The sequence below is a fragment of the Vogesella sp. genome, from assembly GCF_046297735.1.
Lineage (GTDB): Bacteria > Pseudomonadota > Gammaproteobacteria > Burkholderiales > Chromobacteriaceae > Vogesella > Vogesella urethralis.
In genome coordinates, this window is the sequence record NZ_JBKBHK010000007.1 from 140,960 (window position 1) to 159,758 (window position 18,799).

The 18,799-nt window shown below is 64.8% G+C and carries 16 protein-coding genes; 12 read left to right on the plus strand and 4 right to left on the minus strand.

From position 1 onward, the window contains the following. The first annotated feature begins 92 nt into the window (after nt 1-92). From ACK4FZ_RS10780 to ACK4FZ_RS10810, 7 genes are all read left to right on the plus strand, one after another. Nucleotides 93-1,208 carry an ABC transporter substrate-binding protein gene (locus ACK4FZ_RS10780; RefSeq protein WP_409820719.1) on the plus strand — a complete coding sequence of 372 codons (1,116 nt, stop codon included), beginning with the start codon at nt 93-95 and terminating at the stop codon, nt 1,206-1,208. Continuing rightward, complete coding sequence (locus ACK4FZ_RS10785; protein WP_144370598.1) at nt 1,205-2,257, plus strand: FecCD family ABC transporter permease; 1,053 nt, start codon at nt 1,205-1,207, stop codon at nt 2,255-2,257. The genes ACK4FZ_RS10780 and ACK4FZ_RS10785 overlap by 4 nt, the downstream gene beginning before the upstream one ends. Beyond that, nucleotides 2,254-3,033 (plus strand): ABC transporter ATP-binding protein, encoded by a 780-nt coding sequence (locus ACK4FZ_RS10790; protein ID WP_409820721.1) that lies wholly within the window; start codon nt 2,254-2,256, stop codon nt 3,031-3,033. The genes ACK4FZ_RS10785 and ACK4FZ_RS10790 overlap by 4 nt, the downstream gene beginning before the upstream one ends. A 33-nt stretch (nt 3,034-3,066) precedes the next feature. Further along, nucleotides 3,067-3,807 (plus strand): siderophore-interacting protein, encoded by a 741-nt coding sequence (locus ACK4FZ_RS10795; protein ID WP_409820723.1) that lies wholly within the window; start codon nt 3,067-3,069, stop codon nt 3,805-3,807. Between the two features lie 99 nt (nt 3,808-3,906). Continuing rightward, on the plus strand, nt 3,907-4,515 hold the full coding sequence (gene gstA / locus ACK4FZ_RS10800; protein ID WP_409820725.1) for a glutathione transferase GstA: 609 nt from the start codon (nt 3,907-3,909) through the stop codon (nt 4,513-4,515). Between the two features lie 79 nt (nt 4,516-4,594). Then, nucleotides 4,595-4,939 (plus strand): nucleotide pyrophosphohydrolase, encoded by a 345-nt coding sequence (locus tag ACK4FZ_RS10805; RefSeq protein WP_409820727.1) that lies wholly within the window; start codon nt 4,595-4,597, stop codon nt 4,937-4,939. A gap of 217 nt (nt 4,940-5,156) precedes the next feature. Continuing rightward, nucleotides 5,157-6,092: a diguanylate cyclase domain-containing protein gene (locus tag ACK4FZ_RS10810; protein WP_409820729.1), complete on the plus strand. Its 936-nt coding sequence runs from the start codon at nt 5,157-5,159 to the stop codon at nt 6,090-6,092. 80 nt (nt 6,093-6,172) lie between these two features. On the opposite strand, the gene ACK4FZ_RS10815 is transcribed toward ACK4FZ_RS10810, so the two are convergent. After that, complete coding sequence (locus tag ACK4FZ_RS10815; protein ID WP_409820730.1) at nt 6,173-7,387, minus strand: HD-GYP domain-containing protein; 1,215 nt, start codon at nt 7,385-7,387, stop codon at nt 6,173-6,175. A 357-nt stretch (nt 7,388-7,744) separates the two neighbouring features. On the opposite strand from ACK4FZ_RS10815, the gene ACK4FZ_RS10820 reads away from it, so the two are divergent. From ACK4FZ_RS10820 to pyrI, 4 genes are all read left to right on the plus strand, one after another. Next, entirely contained in the window at nt 7,745-9,823 is a 2,079-nt protein-coding gene (locus tag ACK4FZ_RS10820; RefSeq protein ID WP_409820733.1) for a methyl-accepting chemotaxis protein, read from the plus strand. Nucleotides 9,824-9,923: 100 nt separating this feature from the next. Then, entirely contained in the window at nt 9,924-10,490 is a 567-nt protein-coding gene (locus ACK4FZ_RS10825) for a LysE family translocator (RefSeq protein WP_409820735.1), read from the plus strand. A gap of 232 nt (nt 10,491-10,722) precedes the next feature. Continuing rightward, nucleotides 10,723-11,643: an aspartate carbamoyltransferase gene (gene pyrB / locus ACK4FZ_RS10830; protein ID WP_409820737.1), complete on the plus strand. Its 921-nt coding sequence runs from the start codon at nt 10,723-10,725 to the stop codon at nt 11,641-11,643. Nucleotides 11,644-11,654: 11 nt separating this feature from the next. After that, nucleotides 11,655-12,122 (plus strand): aspartate carbamoyltransferase regulatory subunit, encoded by a 468-nt coding sequence (gene pyrI / locus ACK4FZ_RS10835; RefSeq protein WP_144370588.1) that lies wholly within the window; start codon nt 11,655-11,657, stop codon nt 12,120-12,122. 121 nt (nt 12,123-12,243) lie between these two features. Here the strand turns inward: pyrI and ACK4FZ_RS10840 are convergent, their stop codons facing one another. Genes ACK4FZ_RS10840 through ACK4FZ_RS10850 form a run of 3 tightly spaced genes read right to left on the minus strand, consistent with a single transcriptional unit; the run spans nt 12,244 to nt 17,477 of the window. Then, nucleotides 12,244-15,390, minus strand: a complete 3,147-nt coding sequence (locus ACK4FZ_RS10840) for an EAL domain-containing protein (RefSeq protein ID WP_409820738.1) — start codon at nt 15,388-15,390, stop codon at nt 12,244-12,246. Between the two features lie 12 nt (nt 15,391-15,402). Further along, a complete protein-coding gene (locus tag ACK4FZ_RS10845) occupies nt 15,403-16,812 on the minus strand; it encodes a sensor histidine kinase (protein WP_409820740.1) in 1,410 nt (469 codons plus the stop codon). Continuing rightward, a complete protein-coding gene (locus ACK4FZ_RS10850; protein WP_409820742.1) occupies nt 16,809-17,477 on the minus strand; it encodes a response regulator in 669 nt (222 codons plus the stop codon). The genes ACK4FZ_RS10845 and ACK4FZ_RS10850 overlap by 4 nt, the downstream gene beginning before the upstream one ends. A gap of 198 nt (nt 17,478-17,675) precedes the next feature. On the opposite strand from ACK4FZ_RS10850, the gene ACK4FZ_RS10855 reads away from it, so the two are divergent. Further along, on the plus strand, nt 17,676-18,743 hold the full coding sequence (locus ACK4FZ_RS10855) for an ABC transporter substrate-binding protein (RefSeq protein ID WP_409820745.1): 1,068 nt from the start codon (nt 17,676-17,678) through the stop codon (nt 18,741-18,743). Nucleotides 18,744-18,799: the final 56 nt, after the last annotated feature.

Here is an 18,799-nt window from a genome sequence, read left to right on the forward strand (position 1 = left end):
AGCACAAAGCAGATTGCGCGTTTCGCAAACGCTCCCCCCTGGCGGCAGTGAAATACTGCCGCTTTGTTGCAAATCATTCTCAGGAACGAGCCATGATCGCCTCCTTACCCCGCCCCGCCCGCCTTGGGCTTTCCCTGCTGGCCGTGCTGGCCAGCCAGCACGCCGCCGCCGTGGTGGTCAAAGACATCGCCGGCCGCAGCGTCAACGTGCCGGACAAAGTCGAGCGGGTGCTGCTGGGCGAAGGGCGGCTGTTTTATGCCTACTCGCTGCTGGAAGGCAAAAAGCCGCTGGCGCGCATTGCCGGCTGGCAGGGCGACTTCCGCATGCTGGACCCGCAAGGCTACGCCGAGTACCGCCAGCACTTTCCCGAGATCGACAAGATCCCGCTGATCGGCAAAACCAGCGAAGCCAGCATCAGCCCGGAAAAAGTGCTGACCCTGCGCCCGGATCTGGCCATTTTCAGCACCTCCGGCCACGGGCCGGGCCTGGACAACCCTATCGTGCAGCAGCTCACCCAGGCTGGCGTGGCGGTGATTTTTGTCGATTTTCGCGACAAACCGCTGGAGCACACCGTGCCCAGCCTGCGCCTGATGGGCAAGGCGCTGGGGCGCAGCCAGCAGGCAGAAAGCTTCATCCGCTTCTATGAAGACAAGCGCAACACCATCCAGCGCCGCCTGGCAGCAGTACCAGCCGCGCAGCGCCCGCTGGTGTTTGCCGACGTGCGCGCCGGCACCATCGAAGAACTGACTACCGCCGGCAAAGGCAGCTTTGGCGAGCTGATCACCCTGGCCGGCGGCCGCAACCTGGGCAGCGCACTGCTGGACGCGCCGCTGGGCCAGGTGAACCCCGAACACGTGCTGGTACAGAAGCCCACGCATTACTTTGCCTCCGGTGCCGCCGGCCCCGGCGACAAGACTGGCGTGAAGTTCGGCGCCGCGGTCAGCCGTGCCGATGCGCTGGCGTCGCTGGCCGCCATGGGCCAGCGCGAACAGCTCAAGGGCCTGCCTGCCGCGCGTAACGGCAACACCTTTGCCGGCTGGCACATGTTCTACATCATGCCGCAGCACATCATCCTGGCCGAGGCGATGGCCAAGTGGCTGCACCCGGCGCAGTTCAAGGACGTAGACCCGGCGCGCAGCTGGCAGGACATGCACCAGCGCTTTGCCGCCTTCACCCCGGCCGGCACCTACTGGGTGGGCAGCCGATGAGGGCAGGGCAGGCAAGCCTGGCCGGGCACGCACCGGCCTACCAGGCGCTGCAGTGGCAGCGCCTGCTGTGGCTGGCACTCTGGGCCGGCGTCATCGTGCTGTCGCTGCTGGCCGACTTTACGCTGGGGCCGGCCGCGCTAAGCCTGGGCGAGCTGTGGCAGGCGCTGTGGCAGCAAGGCGACGTGACCAATCACATCATCGTGTGGGACATCCGCCTGCCGTACGCGCTGATGGCGGTGCTGGTGGGCATGGCGCTGGGCCTGGCCGGCGCCGAAACGCAGACCGTACTGCACAACCCGCTGGCCAGCCCGTTCACGCTGGGGCTGGACCAGGCGGCGGCGCTGGGCGCGTCGCTGGCCATCGTGCTGCAGGCCAGCCTGCCCGGCGTCAGCGGGCCGTGGATGGTGTCGGCCAACGCCTTCGTGTTTGCCATGGGCAGCGCGCTGCTGCTGGACGCGGTGGCGCGCCGCGCGCGGCTGTCCGGCAACGGCGTGGTGCTGTTGGGCATTGCCATGCTGTTCAGCTTCAATGCGCTGGTATCGCTGCTGCAGTTCGTGGCCAGCCCGGAGGCGCTGCAAAGCATGGTGTTCTGGACCATGGGCAGCCTGTCGCGCGCCAACTGGCCGGTACTGGGCCTGGTGGCCGCCGCGCTGCTGCTGGTGCTGCCGCTGTCGCTGCGTAGCGCCTGGCGCCTGACCGCGCTGCGGCTGGGCGAAGACCGGGCGCAGAGTTTCGGCATCGACGTGCGCCGCCTGCGCCTGGCCAGCCTGCTGCGCGTCAGCCTGCTCACCGGCCTGGCGGTGGCCTTTGCCGGCACCATCGGCTTTATCGGCCTGATCGCCCCGCACATCGCCCGCCGCCTGTTCGGCGAAGATCACCGCTTTTACCTGCCGGCGTCGATGCTGATCGGCGGCGCGGTGCTGTCGTGGGCGTCGCTGGCGTCGAAAAACCTGCTGCCCGGCATCATCATCCCGGTGGGCGTGGTCACCGCGCTGGTGGGCATTCCCTTTTTCGTATCGGTGGTGTTCCGCCACGGAGAACGCGCATGAACGACGGCCTGTTACTGCAAGGCGTGGCCGCCAGCTACGGCCGCCGCCAGATCCTGAGCGACATCAGCTGCCCGCCGCTGCCGCGCGGCGAAGTGGCCGCGGTGCTCGGCCCCAATGGCTGTGGCAAGTCCACGCTGCTGAAAACGCTGGCCGGCCTCTTGCCGCTGCACGGCAGCGTAACGCTGGATGGCAAGGCGCTGGGGGCGCTGCCGCTGGAAGCGCGCGCCCGCCACGTGGTGTACCTGCCGCAAAGCCTGCCGCCGGCGCTGCACCTGCGGGTGGTGGAATCGGTGATGGTGGCGGCCAACGCCACCGGCCTGGGGCTGGCCAGCCGCCACGCCGCCGCCGACATCGACACCCTGCTGACGCGGCTGGGCATTGCCGAGCTGGGCATGCGCTACCTGGACGAGCTATCCGGCGGCCAGAAGCAGCTGGTGGGCCTGGCGCAGGCGCTGATCCGCCAGCCCGACGTGCTGCTGCTGGACGAACCTTTGTCGGCGCTGGACCTCAACCACCAGTGCCACGTGATGCAGCTGGTGGCCGAGGAAACCCGCCGCCGCCGCATGGTGACGCTGGTGGTGCTGCACGACCTCAACATCGCGCTGCACCACTGCCACCGTGCGCTATTACTGAAACACGGCGCCGTGCTGGCCTGCGGCCAACCTGCCGAGGTGATTACCCCGGCCACGCTGGCCAGCGTCTACGGCGTGCAAAGCCGCGTCGAAGCCTGCTCGCGCGGCCGCCTCAATGTACTGATCGACGGCGTCCTCGCCTGAACCACCCTGCCAAAAACGCACCAGGAGCCCGCCATGAGCCGCCCCACCGACCGCCTGTACCACTTCGACACCCGCGTAGTGCGCGCCACCCAGCTCACCCCGCGCATGCGCCGCATCACGGTGAGCTGCCCGGAGCTTGCCGTGTTCCACGTGGAAAACGGCCCCAACATCAAGCTGTACTTCCCGCTGCCCGATGGCGGCCGCGCCTCGCGCGCCTACACCGTGCGCCACTTCCGCCGCGACGCGCTGGAGCTGGACATCGACTTCCTGCTGCACGAGCCAGACGGCGCCGCCTCGCTGTGGGCGCGCCACGCCCAGCCCGGCGACCCGCTGGCGGTGATGGGCCCGCGTGCACCGCTGGACCTGGCCGGCGAACGGCAAGTGCTGCTGCTGGCCGACCTGTGCGCGCTGCCCGCCGCCAGCGCGCTGCTGGAAAGCCTGCCCGCCGACACCAGCGGCCACGCGCTGCTGGCGGTGCCGGCGGCCGACGAAATCATCGCGCTGCAGCACCCGGCCGGCGTCAGCGTGCAATGGGTGGTGGCCGACGCCGTAGACGCCTTGCTGCCGGCACTGGACGCGCTGCCGGCCAGCCAGTGGCAAGACGCCTACCTGTGGGCGGCGGCCGAGTCCGGCGTGGTGAAGGCCATCCGTGAGCGCTTCATCGCCGCCGGCCGCAGCAGCCGCGCCCGCACCCGGCTGGTGGGCTACTGGAAGCAGGGCCTGGCCGAACACGAGTACCACGACCTGCGCCACGTAGAAATGGACGAGGCTTGAAATCGGCCGTGGCCATCACCATGATGGGTTAGGGCCTGCCCTAGTCCATTGCCCGCCCGGTCGGGTGGGCAATACGGCCCCCTTCGTTGAGGATACAAGATGAAACTGTTCTACTCCCCCGGTGCCTGCTCGCTGTCCCCGCACATTGCCCTGGCCGAGAGCGGCCTGCCGTACCAGTTCGAAAAAGTGAACCTGCGCGCCGAGCCGCGCCTCACCGAAAGCGGCGCCGACTTCCGCGCCATCAACAGCAAGGGCTACGTACCGGCGCTGCAGCTGGACAACGGCGAGATCCTCACCGAAGGCCCGGCGCTGGTGCAGTACATTGCCGACCAGGCGCCGGAAAAAAACCTGGCCCCGGCCAACGGCACGCTGGCACGCTACCGCCTGCAAGAAGCGCTGAACTTCATTTCCACCGAAGTACACAAGGGCTTCTCGCCGATGTTCTACAGCCAGGACGATGCCGTCAAAGAGGCTGCCTGGCAGCGCCTGAGCACCCGCTTTGACGCGCTCAACGCCACACTGGGCCAGCAGGACTACCTGCTGGGCGACAGCTACACCGTGGCCGACGGCTACCTGTTCGTGTGCCTGTCGTGGACCAAATACGTTGGCCGCACCCTGGACGCCTGGCCGGCGCTGCAGGCGTTCAGCGCCCGCATCTTTGCCCGCCCGGCAGTACAGCAGGCGATGAAGGAAGAAGGCCTGCTGTAAGCGGCCAACTTGCCCGATACCGACACGCCCTGCCTGTGCAGGGCGTGTTGCCTTGTACCCGCCCGACAAAGGACCCCGCATGACCCACCTTGTGAACGTAGACGGCCTGCTGGCCGCCCAGCGCGAATTTGCCGCCGCCCGCCACTGGCAACCGTTTCACACCCCGCGCAACCTGATGCTGGCGCTGACCGGCGAAGTGGGCGAGCTGGCCGAGATCTTCCAGTGGAAGACCGACGCCGAGGCCGCCAACCTTGCAGCCAACCCGGCCGAGTACACCCACTTGCAGGAAGAGCTGGCCGACGTGCTGATGTACCTGGTGCGACTGGCCGATGTGACAGGCGTGGACCTCAACGCCGCCGTGGCCGACAAGCTGCAGAAGAACGCCCGCAAGTACCCGGCCGACGGCAGCCGCGCACTGGGCTGAGCAGCCATGGCCGCCATACACTGGGGCAGGACAGCTGCGCGCTGGCGTTGTTGCATAAATGACAAAAGGCTGAGTTTTGGCGCCATACAATTTATCGAAATGAAAAAATATTTAAAACCATATGATTTTAAATTGCCATTTGGCTTCAAAGCTGAGTCATGACGATTTCAAGCAGCTGTTAACCTATTTCTTTTTGTGTACAGCTACTTGAGCGGACATGACGCCTCCTGACTCTTCACCGAATACGTCTGCCAACCCGATGACAGCGGATGCCAGCCGCCTGCAACAGATTCTCGATTTGCTGCCGCATCCCGTCATGCTGTTTCGCCCCGATCACACCGTAGAATACGCGAATGCAGAAGCACGCCGTCAGTACGGCGACCCGCAGAACGCTCCCTGTCACCAGTACATCCACGGTTATAGCGAGCCGTGCCACAGCGACGCGCCTTGCCCGCGACAGCAAGTGCTGGAGCGGCGCCAGCCGATGACACTGGAACAAAGCTGTACCGACAGCTTCGGGCAACAGCGTTACTACGAAATCACACTGGCGCCCTTGTTTACGCCACAGGGCGAACTGGATGCCTTGCTGGAAACCCACCATGACGTAACCGCCCGCCGTCTGGAAGCGCAACGCCTGCAGTTGTTACAGGGGCATCTGACCGAACTGGCACACCGCGACTCGTTGACCGGCTTGGCAAATCGCCGCTATCTGGAACTGAAACTGGACAGCTTGGCCAAGGACAGCAGCACCCGGCTATGCGGTTTGCTGTTTCTGGATCTGGATCGCTTCAAGGTCATCAACGACGTACACGGCCACGCTATCGGCGATCGCGTACTATCGTCCATTGCCAACCGGCTGCGTGGCGTAGTCCGTACCAGCGATCTGCTGATCCGTGTCGGTGGTGACGAATTTGCCGTGCTACTGGAAAACACCAATGAAAGCGGCGCCCGCGCCGTGGCCAGCAAGATCATCGCGGCACTCGCCGCAGAAGTGGAAGGACTAAGCGCCCCCAATAGCGTAGGGGCGTCGGTAGGCATTACCCTGTTCAACAGTGGCAGCGTGATGCCACGTGACATTCTCAGCCAGGCAGATAGCGCGATGTATCGCGCCAAACGCCGCGGCGGTAACGACCGCGAACTGGTGCGGTTGTAAACACCTCACCGCAAAAGCAAAGCGGCCAACGCCTCAACAGGGTTGGCCGCTTCGTCTTGTGTGCTGTCCGGGCGGCTGCGCTACAGAAAGCGCAGCGGGTTGACCTGCCACTTTGCCGGATCTTCATGGCTGACGATCTTGTCGCCGCCGCCAAAACCCAGCGGACGTGACAGATCGACCACCTCGGGCGTCACATACACCCCGCTGCGGGTGCTGAAGAAGGTTTTCACCTTCGGCTGCAGCAGATTGCCGTCGTTCTGCTCCACCACCACCCCCAGCTTTCCAGACTCCAGCAACACCAGCGTGCCTACCGGGTAGATACCGACGCAGCGCATGAAAGCCTGCACCAGCTTGGGGTCGAAATGGTACTTCGACCACTCGTACAGCTTGCGCAGGGCATCGGTAGCCGACATGCCCTTGTGGTAGCAACGGTCGGCAGTAATGGCGTCGTACACGTCGACAATGGCAGCCATCTTGGCCATGGTACTGATCTGCTCGCCCGGCAACTTGTACGGGTAGCCACTGCCGTCCACCCGCTCGTGGTGATGCAGCGTGATATCCAGCGGGATGTCGCCTATGCCCGGCGTTTTTTGCAAGATGGCGTGACCATCGCCGGGGTGGCGGCGGATGATGTCGAATTCTTCGTCGGTTAGCCGGCCAGGCTTGTTGAGGATGTCATCCGGCACCAGTGCCTTGCCGGTATCGTGCAGCAAACCGCCCAGGCCAGCCTGACGAATGGCCTCGCGGTCCATGCCCACCGAGCGGCAGAACGCAATCATCAGCGTGCCGACGCTCACCGAATGCAGGAAGGTGTAATCGTCCTTGTTCTTGATGCGCAGCAGCGTGGTCAGCGCACCGCCGTTACGCAGTACCGATTCGGTAATGGACTCGATCATCGGGTCCACCTGCTCCAGCTCCACCGCCTTGCCCAGCCGCACGTCCTGCATCACCGTCTTCACCAGCGTCTGTGCCTGGTTCTTGATGCGGGCAGCGCGCCCCATCTCGTCGGCAAACGATACCGCGATTACCGGAGGCGGCTCCTTGCTGGCAATCTCCAGCATTTCCTGCTGCAGCGTCTGCTGTACCTCCTGTTCGGTACGCGCGTGACGTACGTCCAACCCCTTCTGGGTATCGATGTACACCTCGTGGATACCGGCCTCGACGATCCTGGCAATCTCCTCGTCGCTCTTCAGCAGGAAACGCTTGCGGAAAAACGGGTGCGAGGCCCAGTCGCAGTTCAGGTCATGCACAAACATGCCAACCTTGAGGTCAGAGACGTCAATACACTTGATCATTACATTTGCTTACAGCGGGTGGTGGGTGGGGGCTGACATTACGGATGGCAGCGCAGACCGTGGCAACAGCCACGGCGAGCGGCTTGCTGTAGCCTAACTGTCAGACCTTCATTATCGAAGCAGATAGGTCAAGGCGCCAATACCGAATATCACAACAGACAAAACTCTACAATGGCATACGGTTGTTGCTGTTGTTTTTAATCGGAAATGCTATAAAACACTGCATAAACCGTAAATGTTTGCTTTGCAATAGACCACTCAACGAGTAAGGTTATCGCCAGACATACGTAGAAATACTGAGTGGCAACTTCTATCGTACAAGCTAGTACATCGCCACCTCCAAAACAGGACTACACCATGGCATCAGTGAAACAATGGGGTCATCTGGGCAATCGCATCATTCTAGTAGCAGGGGTGGCTATTGCTATCGGCTTCAGCAGCATGATTGCGCTGATTGCGCGCCAAAGCTACCAGTCAGCCGAAGATCAAGGCTACAAACTGGCCTCGGAGCAAGCCGGACGCTTTGCCGACGCGGTGACCGCCGATCTTGCCTACGGCTTCAGCGTGCCCAAGCACTTGGCAGACGCCGTAGGCGGCATGCAACGCGCCGGCATGGTAGACCGCAAGGTGATCGATAATGTCATCCTGAACATGCTGGATGCCGAACCGCAAATCATCGGCATGTGGATGCTGTACGAACCCAACGCGCTGGACGGCAAAGACGACGAATTCCGTCTGGACTGGCCGCGACACGACCCCACCGGCCGCTACAGCCCGTACATGACGCGTGGTGGCAATGGTAAGGCCGCGCAGGACGTGATGATGTCCAAAGACCGGGTAGAGAAGTTTCCGGAATGGAAAGACAAGCTCACCGAGTACGTGCCCGACTACGACAAGCCCGGCTGGGGCGACTTTTATTACGTACCGAAAACCCGTGGCCGCGACAGCATCACCGAGCCGTTTTTCTATGAAGTACAGGGTAAACAGGTGCTGGAAAGCTCGCTGGCCGTCGCCATCAAAGACGGTAGCGGCAAATTTCTTGGCGTAGCCGCTGCCGATCTGGCACTGGACACACTGCAGCAAAAATACGGCAGCGTGAAACTGTACGAAACCGGCTACGTGCGCATGGTGTCCGAGGGCGGCATGTACGTCGTCAACCCCGACCCGTCACTGGTAGGCAAACAACTGGCCAAGGAAGACGTACTGAGCAACTACCAGGACAAAATCCGCAAGGGCGAGGACTTCGTGTTTGAAGATGGTGGCTTTACCCACTTCTTCTACCCGATCAAGGTGGGTAATACCGGCCAGTTCTGGTCTGCCGGCGTCGCCATTCCGACCGCCGCCATTACCGAGTCGGCCGTCAGCCAGCGCAATATGGCCATCCTCATCGGGGTGGTAGCACTGGTGATCATCCTGCTGGTACTGGCTGCCGTGGTACGCGCGCTGACCCGCCCGCTGAACAACCTGGCTAACACCATGGAACAGCTGGCCAGCGGCAAGGGCGATCTCACCGTACGCATCAAAGTCAATAACCGTGATGAAATCGGCCGCACCGCCGATGCCTTCAACCGCTTCATCGACAGCCTGCGCGAGATGTTCATCGACGTGCGCGAGCAAAGCCTGGCCGTCAGCCGCAGCGCAAGCCAGCTGGCCGATAGCGCCATCAAGGTAGAACAGGCCTCGGCGCAGCAATCCGACGCCGCCAGTGCCACCGCCGCCGGCGTGGAAGAAGTCACTGTCAGCGTGCAACACATCGCCAACTCGGCCAGCGATGCCGAGAAGATCGTGCAGGATACCGGCCAGTTGACCGAGCAGAGTGTGGCCACCGTCGATCAGGTCACCGGCGAAATCCGCCGCATGACCAGCAGCATGCAGGCGCTGGCCGACCGCATGGGCGCGCTGGGTGCGCGCTCGCAGGAGGTGAACACCATCGTCAACGTAATCAAGGACATTGCCGATCAAACCAACTTGCTGGCACTGAACGCGGCCATCGAAGCAGCACGCGCCGGCGAGCAGGGCCGCGGCTTTGCCGTGGTAGCGGACGAGGTGCGCAACCTGGCCGGCCGCACCGCCGAGGCAACAGTACAGATCAGCCGCATCGTCAGCGCCATTGGCAGCGAAACCGGTGATGCGGTGGCCGAAGTGCAACGCAGCCGTGACCTGGTAGCCACCAGCGTGGACATCGCCCATGCGGCCAACCAGGCCATGCAGTCGGTACAGGAGAAGAGCCAGGTACTGGTGCTGTCCATCGGCGACATCGCCTCGTCTACCCGCGAGCAATCCAGCGCCACCACCGAAATCGCGCAGAACGTGGAGCGCATCAGCAATATGGCGCACACCAACAGCGACATCGCACGCGAGGTGCGCAGCGAGGTAGAGCAGCTGCGCGAGCTGTCGGGCAACCTAGAACGGCTGGTCAGCAACTTCCGGCTGTAAAGGCTGGCCCGCGCTCGAAAGCCACCCGAAAACGGGTGGCTTTTTTCATGCGCTATGAATCAGCTTACAATCCGCAGAACCCCACCCTGCGAGCAATGTCATGGACTGGCCTGCCTACCTGTTTGCCTGCGCCGCACTGATCCTGACCCCGGGTGCCGGCACGCTGTCGGTACTGGCGGCACGTGCCCGTGGTGGCAGACGCGCGGGCTGGTTGGCCATTGCAGGCCTGGCGTGTGGTGACCTGATTCTGGTCATTGCCGTCGCTGCCGGCCTGGCCGGTGTGCTGCAACAATGGCCTGCCGCCCAGCACCTGCTGCGCTGGGCCGGTGCGCTATACCTGCTATGGCTGGCCGCTACCCTGTGGCAAACCACCCCCGCTACTGCAGTTACTACCAAGGCGAACCGGCACGCGTTTGGTCACAGCCTGCTGCTGACGCTGCTGAACCCGAAAGCCATTCTGTTCTTTGCCGTGTTCTTTCCACCGTTTGCGCCGCCCGGCAGCGGCATCAGCGGCTTGATCCTGCCCGGGCTGCTGTTCTGCCTGCTCAATAGCCTGTGGCTGGCTCTGCTGCTGCTCGGCGCACCGGCCACACTGCTGGGGCCACGCTGGCGGCCATGGTTGGCCGCAGGCTTCGTACTGTTGGCCGCACGGCTGATCACCAGCTGACCCCTACCCACACCGCAGCGGATTTCGTATAATCCCGCGATTTTGTTCGCGAGCCGCACCATGTCCCGTTCCCGCTACCGTACCGCTTTCCTTGCCGCCCAGGCGCAAGGCAATGCCGTTTCCGGCCGCGAACGACGTGCTGCCGGGCCCGACCGTTTTTGCAAAAAAAGCTCCTGATCGCTCAGGGGCTTTTTTTTCAGCCTGTTTTTGTCATCTGCCGGAGCGACCCGCCATGTCCAACCCGCTTTACCGCAAGCACATCCTCTCCATCCCGGACTTCAGCCGGGCCGAACTGGAACTGGTGGTGGAAACCGCCGCACGCCTGAAAGCCAACCCGCGTGCCGATCTGCTGCAGGATCGCCTGATTGCTACCTGCTTCTTCGAACCGTCCACCCGCACCCGCCTGTCGTTCGAAACCGCCGTACAGCGCCTGGGCGGCACCGTGATCGGCTTCTCCGACGCCGCCAGCACCTCCACCAAGAAGGGTGAAACGCTGGCCGATACCGTGCGCATCATCAGCAGCTATACCGACGCCATCGTGATGCGCCACCCGAAGGAAGGCGCCGCCCGCGTGGCCAGCGAATTCTCCGCCGTGCCCATCATCAACGGCGGTGACGGTGCCAACCAGCACCCGTCGCAAACCCTGCTCGACCTGTTCACCCTGCACGAAACCCAAGGCCGGCTGGACAACCTGACCGTGGCCTTTGTCGGCGACCTGAAGTACGGCCGTACCGTGCACTCGCTGGCGCAGGCGCTGTCGCTGTTCGGCGCCAAGTTCTACTTTGTCGGCCCCGAAGCGCTGGCCATGCCGGACTACCTGTGCGAAGAGCTGGACGAACGCGGTATCAGCTACACCATCGCCGGCAGCATCGAAGAAGTGATCCCGCATATCGACATCCTGTACATGACCCGCGTACAGCGCGAGCGCTTCGACGAGGCAGAGTACCAGAAGATCAAGGGCCAGTTTGTGCTACGCGCCGACATGCTGCGCCACGCCCGCCCCAACATGAAGATTCTGCACCCGCTGCCCCGCGTGGACGAGATCACCACCGACGTGGACGCCACCCCGCACGCCTACTACTTCGAGCAGGCGAAAAACGGTGTCTACGCCCGCCAGGCGCTGCTGTCGCTGGTATTGAACGAAACGGTGTGAAAGGAAAAACCATGAGCGAAAAAGTCTACGCCCGCAATGTCGAAGCCCTGAAGAACGGCACCGTCATCGACCACATCCCGGCCGGCATGGGCCTGCGCATCCTCGACCTGTTCGAGCTCACCCGCTACGGCGAGCGCGTCACCGTGGGCCTCAACCTGTCCAGCGGCCACATGGGCAGCAAGGACCTGATCAAGGTGGAAAACCTGGTGCTGACCGAAGAGCAGGCCAACGAGCTGGCGCTGCTGGCGCCCAAGTGCACCGTCAGCGTGATCGAGGACTTCGAGGTGGTGCGCAAGCAGAAGCTGGCGATTCCGGCCGAAGTGACCGACCTGTTTGCCTGCCCCAACTCCAACTGCGTGTCGCACGTGGAGCCGGTGAAGAGCCATTTCAGCGTGCGCGTGACCGAGCACGACACCAAAATGAAGTGCAAGTATTGCGAAAAGGTGTTCAGCAAGGATATCGTGGTGGCCGTGCGCTAAGTCGTACAGAGGGAAATAGACCAAACTGCTGTCGCCACGATGCGGCAGCGGCCACAATAAAACGAACGCCACTGCCGGCCGGCAGTGGCGTTTTGTTTTGCGGCCAACCTAATAGGCCCGCTCAGCCCTGCAACAGCGCCTGGCACTCGGCCGACGCCGGCCACGCCTGCACCCAGCCGGGCAGGGCGGCTGCCGGCATCGGCCGCGCCATGCCGTAGCCCTGGCCCAGGCGGCAGCCCATGGCGCGCAAGGCGTGGGCATGGGCGATGGTTTCCACGCCTTCGGCAATCACCTCGCGGCCGAAGGCACGCGCCAGGCTGATCACGCCTTCTACCAGCGCGCGGTCTTCGCTGTTGTCCAGCATGTCGCGCACGAAGGACTGGTCGATTTTCAGCAAGGAAGCCGGCAGGCGCTTGCAGTAGGTCAGCGACGAATAGCCGGTACCGAAGTCGTCCAGCGCAAAGCTGACGCCGAGCGCCGCGCAGGCCTGCATCACGGCAGACACCTGGCCAATGTCGCGCAGCGCCGCGCTTTCCAGAATCTCCAGCGCCAGCTGCGCCGGCGGCAGCGCCGGGTAGCGCGCCAGGCTTTGCGCCAGCTGGGCGGCAAAGTCGGGCTGCTGCAGCTGGCTGGCGGCCACGTTGACGCTGACGGTCAGCACCAGCCCCTGGCGCCGCCACAGGTCCAGCTGCGCCAGGGCGGTGTCGATCACCCATTGCCCCACGGCCACGATCAGCGGGCTGTCGGCGATCAGCGGCAGAAACGCCGCCGGCGACAGCAGGCCCAGCTGCGGGTGCTGCCAGCGCAGCAGCGCCTCGGCGCCCACCACACGGCCATCCTGCATGTCCACCTTGGGCTGGTAATACAGGCACAACTCGCCGCTATCCAGCGCGTCGCGCACCCGCGCCTGCTGCTCGCTGAGGTCGCGCTGCTGGCGCGCCTGCTCGCTGTCGAACAGCTGGTAACAATTGCGCCCGCGTTGCTTGGCCTGGTACATGGCCTGGTCGGCGTGACGCAGCAGGGTGTCGGCGTCGCCCTCGTCGTAAGGGTAGAGGGTGGCGCCGATGCTGGCGGTAAGCTGCAGCGTCATGCCGTCCAGCGCCAGCGGCAGGGCGATTTCGTGCAGCAAGGCCTGCAAGGCGCGGGCGCATTGCTCGGGGCTGTGCAGCTCGGTGAACAGCACCACGAACTCGTCACCCCCTAGCCGCGCCACGGTGTCGCCACCGTGCACCAGCTGGCGCAAGCGGGCGGCCAACGCCACCAGCACGCGGTCGCCCATCTGGTGGCCATACTGGTCGTTCACCGGCTTGAAACCGTCCAGGTCGAGGTAGCACACGCCCAACAGCCGTTCGCTGCGCCGTGCCTGCGCCATCGCCTGCTGCATGCGGTCGGCCAGCAGCACGCGGTTAGGCAGCTCGGTCAGCGCGTCGTGGTAGGCCAGGCGCTGCAGGCGGGCTTCCTGTTGCTTGAGTACCGAAATATCGGAAAACACGCCCAGGTAATGGCTGACGGCGCCGGCCTGGTCGTAAACGGCCGAGATGGTCAGCAGCTCGGGATAGGTCTGGCCGTCGCGGCGGCGGTTCCAGATCTCGCCCTGCCACACGCCGTGCTCGCGCAGGGTTTGCCACATCTGCTGGTAAAAGCCGTCGTCCTGGCGCCCGGACGACAACAGCCGCGGGTTCTGCCCCAGCACCACCTCGCGCGGGTAGCCGGTGATGCGGCTGAACGCCGGGTTCACGTCCACGATCAGGCCCTGCGGCGTGGTGAGCATGATGCCTTCGCTGGAGTGGCTGAACACGGTGGCGGCCAACTGCAGCCGCGACACCGCCTGCTTGCGCTCGATGGCCAGCGCCACCAGGTGCAGCACGCTGTGCAGCAGGTGTTCGTCGTGCGGGTCCAGGCTGTCATCGCTGCGGCCCTCGGCGTGCAGTTCGGCCAGCAGGTGGCCGTCCAGGCCGCGCACCGGCAGGCACAGGCCGTCAAACGGCGGCGGCGCGCCGTCGGGCAGGCGGAAGGCGATACGCCGGCGCAGCAGCGGTTGCAGATAGTCGGCAATGCGCTGCAGGCCTGTCGGCAGCGGCGGGTCGCTGTTCATGCATTCCAGCAGGTAGGCACGCGTGCTTTCCAGGCGCCGGCTGTAGACCTGTTCCTGCTGCATGGCGATGCGGTCCAGCGCGTAGCCGATGTCGCTGGCCATTTCGCTGAACAAGTTCACCAGCTGCTCGTCGAACTCGAAGTCGGCACCGTAATACACGGCCAGTACCAGCTGATGCTCGCCGGCATGGCGGATCGGAAACGCCGCGGTGGCACCCCAGCCGTAGCGTTCGATGCGCTGTACCCATTGCTCGACCAGCTGCGGCTGGCCAGCCAGCAGTTGGCGCGCCAGCGCGCGAAAACTGGGGATCACCACCGGCTGCTGCTCCAGCACTGCGCGCGAGGCGGCGCCGTGGCTTTCGGTCTTGTCCGGCCGCGTCCATACCGTGATCTCGTCCAGGTAGTCGGCACCGCTACCGTACACCGCCAGCGGGCGCAGGTACTGCTGCGCGGTGTCGTGCTGGCCGATCCACGCCATGCGCTGGCCGCCGTGCAGCACGGCAATCTCGCAAATGCGCTCGAACAGCCGCTGCGGGTCTTGCTCGCGCACGATGGTCTGGTTGGTAAACGACAGCGCGGCATAGGCCTGGTTAAGGCGGCGGATCTGCTCGCCGGCGGCTTTCTGGGTGCGGATGCTGCGGAAGGTGGTCACCACGCCCACCTGGCGGCCTTCCTCGCGCAGCGGCGTTGCCGTCAGCCACACCGGCAGGAAGCTGCCGTCCTTGCAGATCAGGTAATCCTCGCCGGCGCGGGGCTGGCCATCGCGCCGGGTTTGTACGATGGGGCAGTCGTACTCGGGGTAGGGGCGGCCGTCGGGGTGATGGTGGTGCACCAGCGCGTGGGCATCGCTGTGTTCCAGCTCGTGGCGCGCATAACCCAGCATCGCCAGCGCGGCGTCGTTGACGAAAATGCAGTGGCCAGCGTTATCGGTGCCCCATACCCCTTCGCCCAGGCTTTGCAGCAGGGTTTCCTGCTGCACCTGCATGCGGCGGTGCTGTTGCAGCAGGCGCTGGTGGTGGCGCTGGCGTTGCCATGCCCGCCACGCCAGCGCGGCGGCCAACACGGCCAGGCCACCGCTGAGCACGCCGGACGCCAGCACGGGCTCGGTCTGGCCGGCGGCGTAACAGGGCGCCGTCAACAACAGCGAGGCACAGAGTCGGGCAGGGCGGTACATGGCAGCATCACGTCAGGCAAAAGCGGAGTGTAACCCGTCATCCGCCTGGCCGCTGCGCTGCAGTGGCAGGGTGATGACGATACGCAGGCCGCCAACGCTGCCGGACTCCAGCCGGATCTGGCCGTCGTGGCCGCGCACGATCTCGCGCACGATGGCCAGCCCCAGGCCGCAACCGTCGCCGCCGGCCTGCTGGCCACGGTAAAAGCGTTCGAACACCAGCGACTGTTCCTCCGGCGGAATGCCGGGGCCGCTGTCGCTGATGACCAGCTCCACCTCGTGGCCACGCTGCCAGGCCGAGACCGTGATCTCGCCCCCCGGCGGCGTGTAGCGCACCGCGTTGTCGATCAGGTTGGACAACATCTCGCGCAACATCAACGGTTGGCCGCACAGCATCACGCTGTCGTCGCCTTCGTACCCCAGGTCCAGCGCCTTGCCCAGCGCCAGCATGACGAAATCCATGGTCACCTCGCGCGCCAGCTCGGCGATATCCAGCTGGCGGGTATCCTGGCTGGCCGGCCCCGGCTCGGCGCGCGACAGCGCCAGCAGCTGGTTGGCCAGGCGGATGGTCTGGTCGCTGGAGTGCACCAGCGCGGCCAGGCCGGCCTTCTGCTCGGCCGGGTCATGCAGCCGTTGCGTGTATTCGGCCTGGGTTTTCAGCAGCGTCAGCGGCGTGCGCAGCTGGTGGGCGGCGTCGGCAATGAAGCGCTGGCGGATGGCGAGCTGGTTTTCCAGCTCCGACAAGGCATTGTTCAGCGCCATCACCAGCGGTTGCAGTTCCCGCTGCACGCTGTTCACGTCCAGTTGCAGCGACGGGTCGCCGGCGCGGGCTTTCAGCGTGCTGCGCAGCCGGCCCAGCGGCCGCAGCGCACGGTTGATGCCGATGGCCACCAGCATGGCCGCCACCGCACCGATCAGCCACTGCTGCGCCAGCGATTCGGTAAACAGCCGCCGCGCCAGCGACGCACGCGACAGCGTGGTCTCGCCCACCTGCACCAGCAACAGGCGCTGGCTGCCGGCGTAGTACAGCGGCACCGCCAGCGCCACGCTGCGGATGGCTTCGTCGCGGAAGCTGGCGTCGTAAAAGCGCAGCTCGCCGGCAGCGGGCAGGGCCGGAGGTAGCGGCAGGTCGGCGTCGCCGGTGATGGTGGAGCCGCCGGCAAAACCGATGCGGTAGAACACGCGGTCCTGGAAGTGCGGGTCGAACATTTCCAGCGCCGCCACCGGGATGTCCACCACCAGCTCGCCGTCCTGCACCACGATGCGCTCGGCAATGCTGCGCGCCGACGCCTGTAAGGTGCGGTCGAAGGCGGCATTGGCCGCTTCGCGCGCGTTGTCCTGCGCCAGCCACGCCGTGGCCGCCGCCAGCGGAATCAGCGGCAGTACCACCCATTGCACCAGCTGGCGCCGCAACGACAGGTTCATCTGGCCACGTCCAGCATATAGCCCAACCCGCGCAGGGTAAGGATGGCCACGCCGCTACCGGCCAGTTTCTTGCGCAGGCGGTGCACGTAGATTTCCATCGCGTCGGGGCTAAGGTCCTGGTCCAGGCGCACGATCTGGTCGGCCAGCACATCCTTGCTGACCGGCTTGCCCTGGCGGTAGATCAGCACCTCCAGCACCGCCATTTCGCGCGGCGTCAGCGCCAAAGGTTGGCCGCAGACGGCAAAGCGCTTGTGTGCCGGCTCGAGCACCAGCTCGCCACACTGCAGCACGCCGCCCTCGCTGCCTTGCGCCCGGCGCAGCAGGGCGCGCACGCGCGCTTCCAGCTCGGCCAGCTCGAACGGCTTGCCCAGGTAGTCGTCGGCGCCCAGGTCCAGGCCGTGCACGCGGGCGTCGATGCCGGTTTGCGCGGTCAGCACCAGCACCGGTACGCGGTTGCCGCGCCGACGCAGACGCTTCAGTACCTCGAAACCATCCATGCGCGGCAGGCCGATATCCAGGATCACCAGCGCGTACGGCTCGTACGACAGCAACTGGTCGGCCTGCACGCCGTCGGGGGCAATATCCACCGCGTGGCCGGCGGCGCTGAGCGCCTTCTGCAGCCAGGTGGCAATATCGTGGTTGTCTTCTACTAACAGCAGTCTCATTGCAGTCTCTGTGTTGCCGGTGCCGTCGGGCGGCGCCGGGCGTTTATCGCTGTATTGTCTTTTCATCCTATCACCCGCTGCCGCCGTGCCAAGCACCCTTAAGGCGCAGGCTGCAGCATTCTTGCACCATTGTCAGACAGTGAAAGGGAAATGAAAGCTAGCGCTGTCTAGACTGGGTGCAAGCCTAAGGAGTCGTATATGTCCCGTGTGTGCCTGACCTTGCTGTGCCTGGCTTTCAGCCCGCTGTTGGCCGCCGGCAACGGCATGCAGAGCGGCCTGAGCGAAGCGGCACGGCGTGAAGGCACCTTGCTGGTGCACTCCACCATCGACCGCGAACAGGTGGCACCACTGTTGGCAGCGTTCCAGGCGCGTTATCCGTTCATCCGCGTGCAGTACCGCGAGCTGAACAGTGCCGACATCTATCGCCGGGCGCTACTGGGCAATGCCGACAGCGGTGACGTGCTGTGGAGTTCGGCGATGGACCTGCAGGTAAAACTGGTGAACGACGGCTACGCGCTGCGCTACCGCAGTGCGCAAAAAGATGCGCTGCCGGACTGGGCGTCGTGGCGCGACGAGGTATACGGCACCACCTACGAGCCGGTGGTGTTTGCCTACCACCGCCAGCGGATACCGCCTGCAACGATGCCGCAAACGCATACCGAGCTGCGCCGCATGCTGCGGGCACAAGCCAGCCACTGGCGGGTAGCCACCTACGACGTGGAAGCCTCCGGTGCCGGCTATTTGTTTTTCAGCCAGGACTCGCGCCACAACGCCGAGTTCTGGGATCTGGCCGCCGCGCTGGGCAGCAGCGTGCGCTTCCAGGAAGGCAACAGCCTGACGCTATTGCGCCGGCTGCAGCAGGGCGAGGCCGATATCGCTTACAACGTGCTGGGGCCGTACGCGGTGAGTTTTGCCCGCCACCAGCCGCAAGTGGGCTGGGTGCTGCCGCAGGACTACGCGCTGGTGGTAACGCGCTTGATGCTGATCCACAAGGCCGCACGCCACACCGCAGCGGCCCGCTTGTGGACCGATTTCGTGCTGTCGCGCGACGGGCAGCAAGTGCTGGCGCAAAGCAGCGGTCTGCCGCCGATACGCGAAGACCTGCCGCGCCAGCTGGGCCAGATCGACCTGAAACGCAATGCGGCCAACTTGCGGCCCATCCAGGTAGGCAGCGGCCTGCTGGTGTACCTGGATACGGCCAAGAAGAGCCTGTTTTTGAAACGCTGGCGTGAACAACTGCCTGCCAGCAACCGGCCAACGCACTGAAGCGTGGCCGCAAGAATGAAACATCGTCCCGTCCGAGGACGTATTACGCGTAGTAC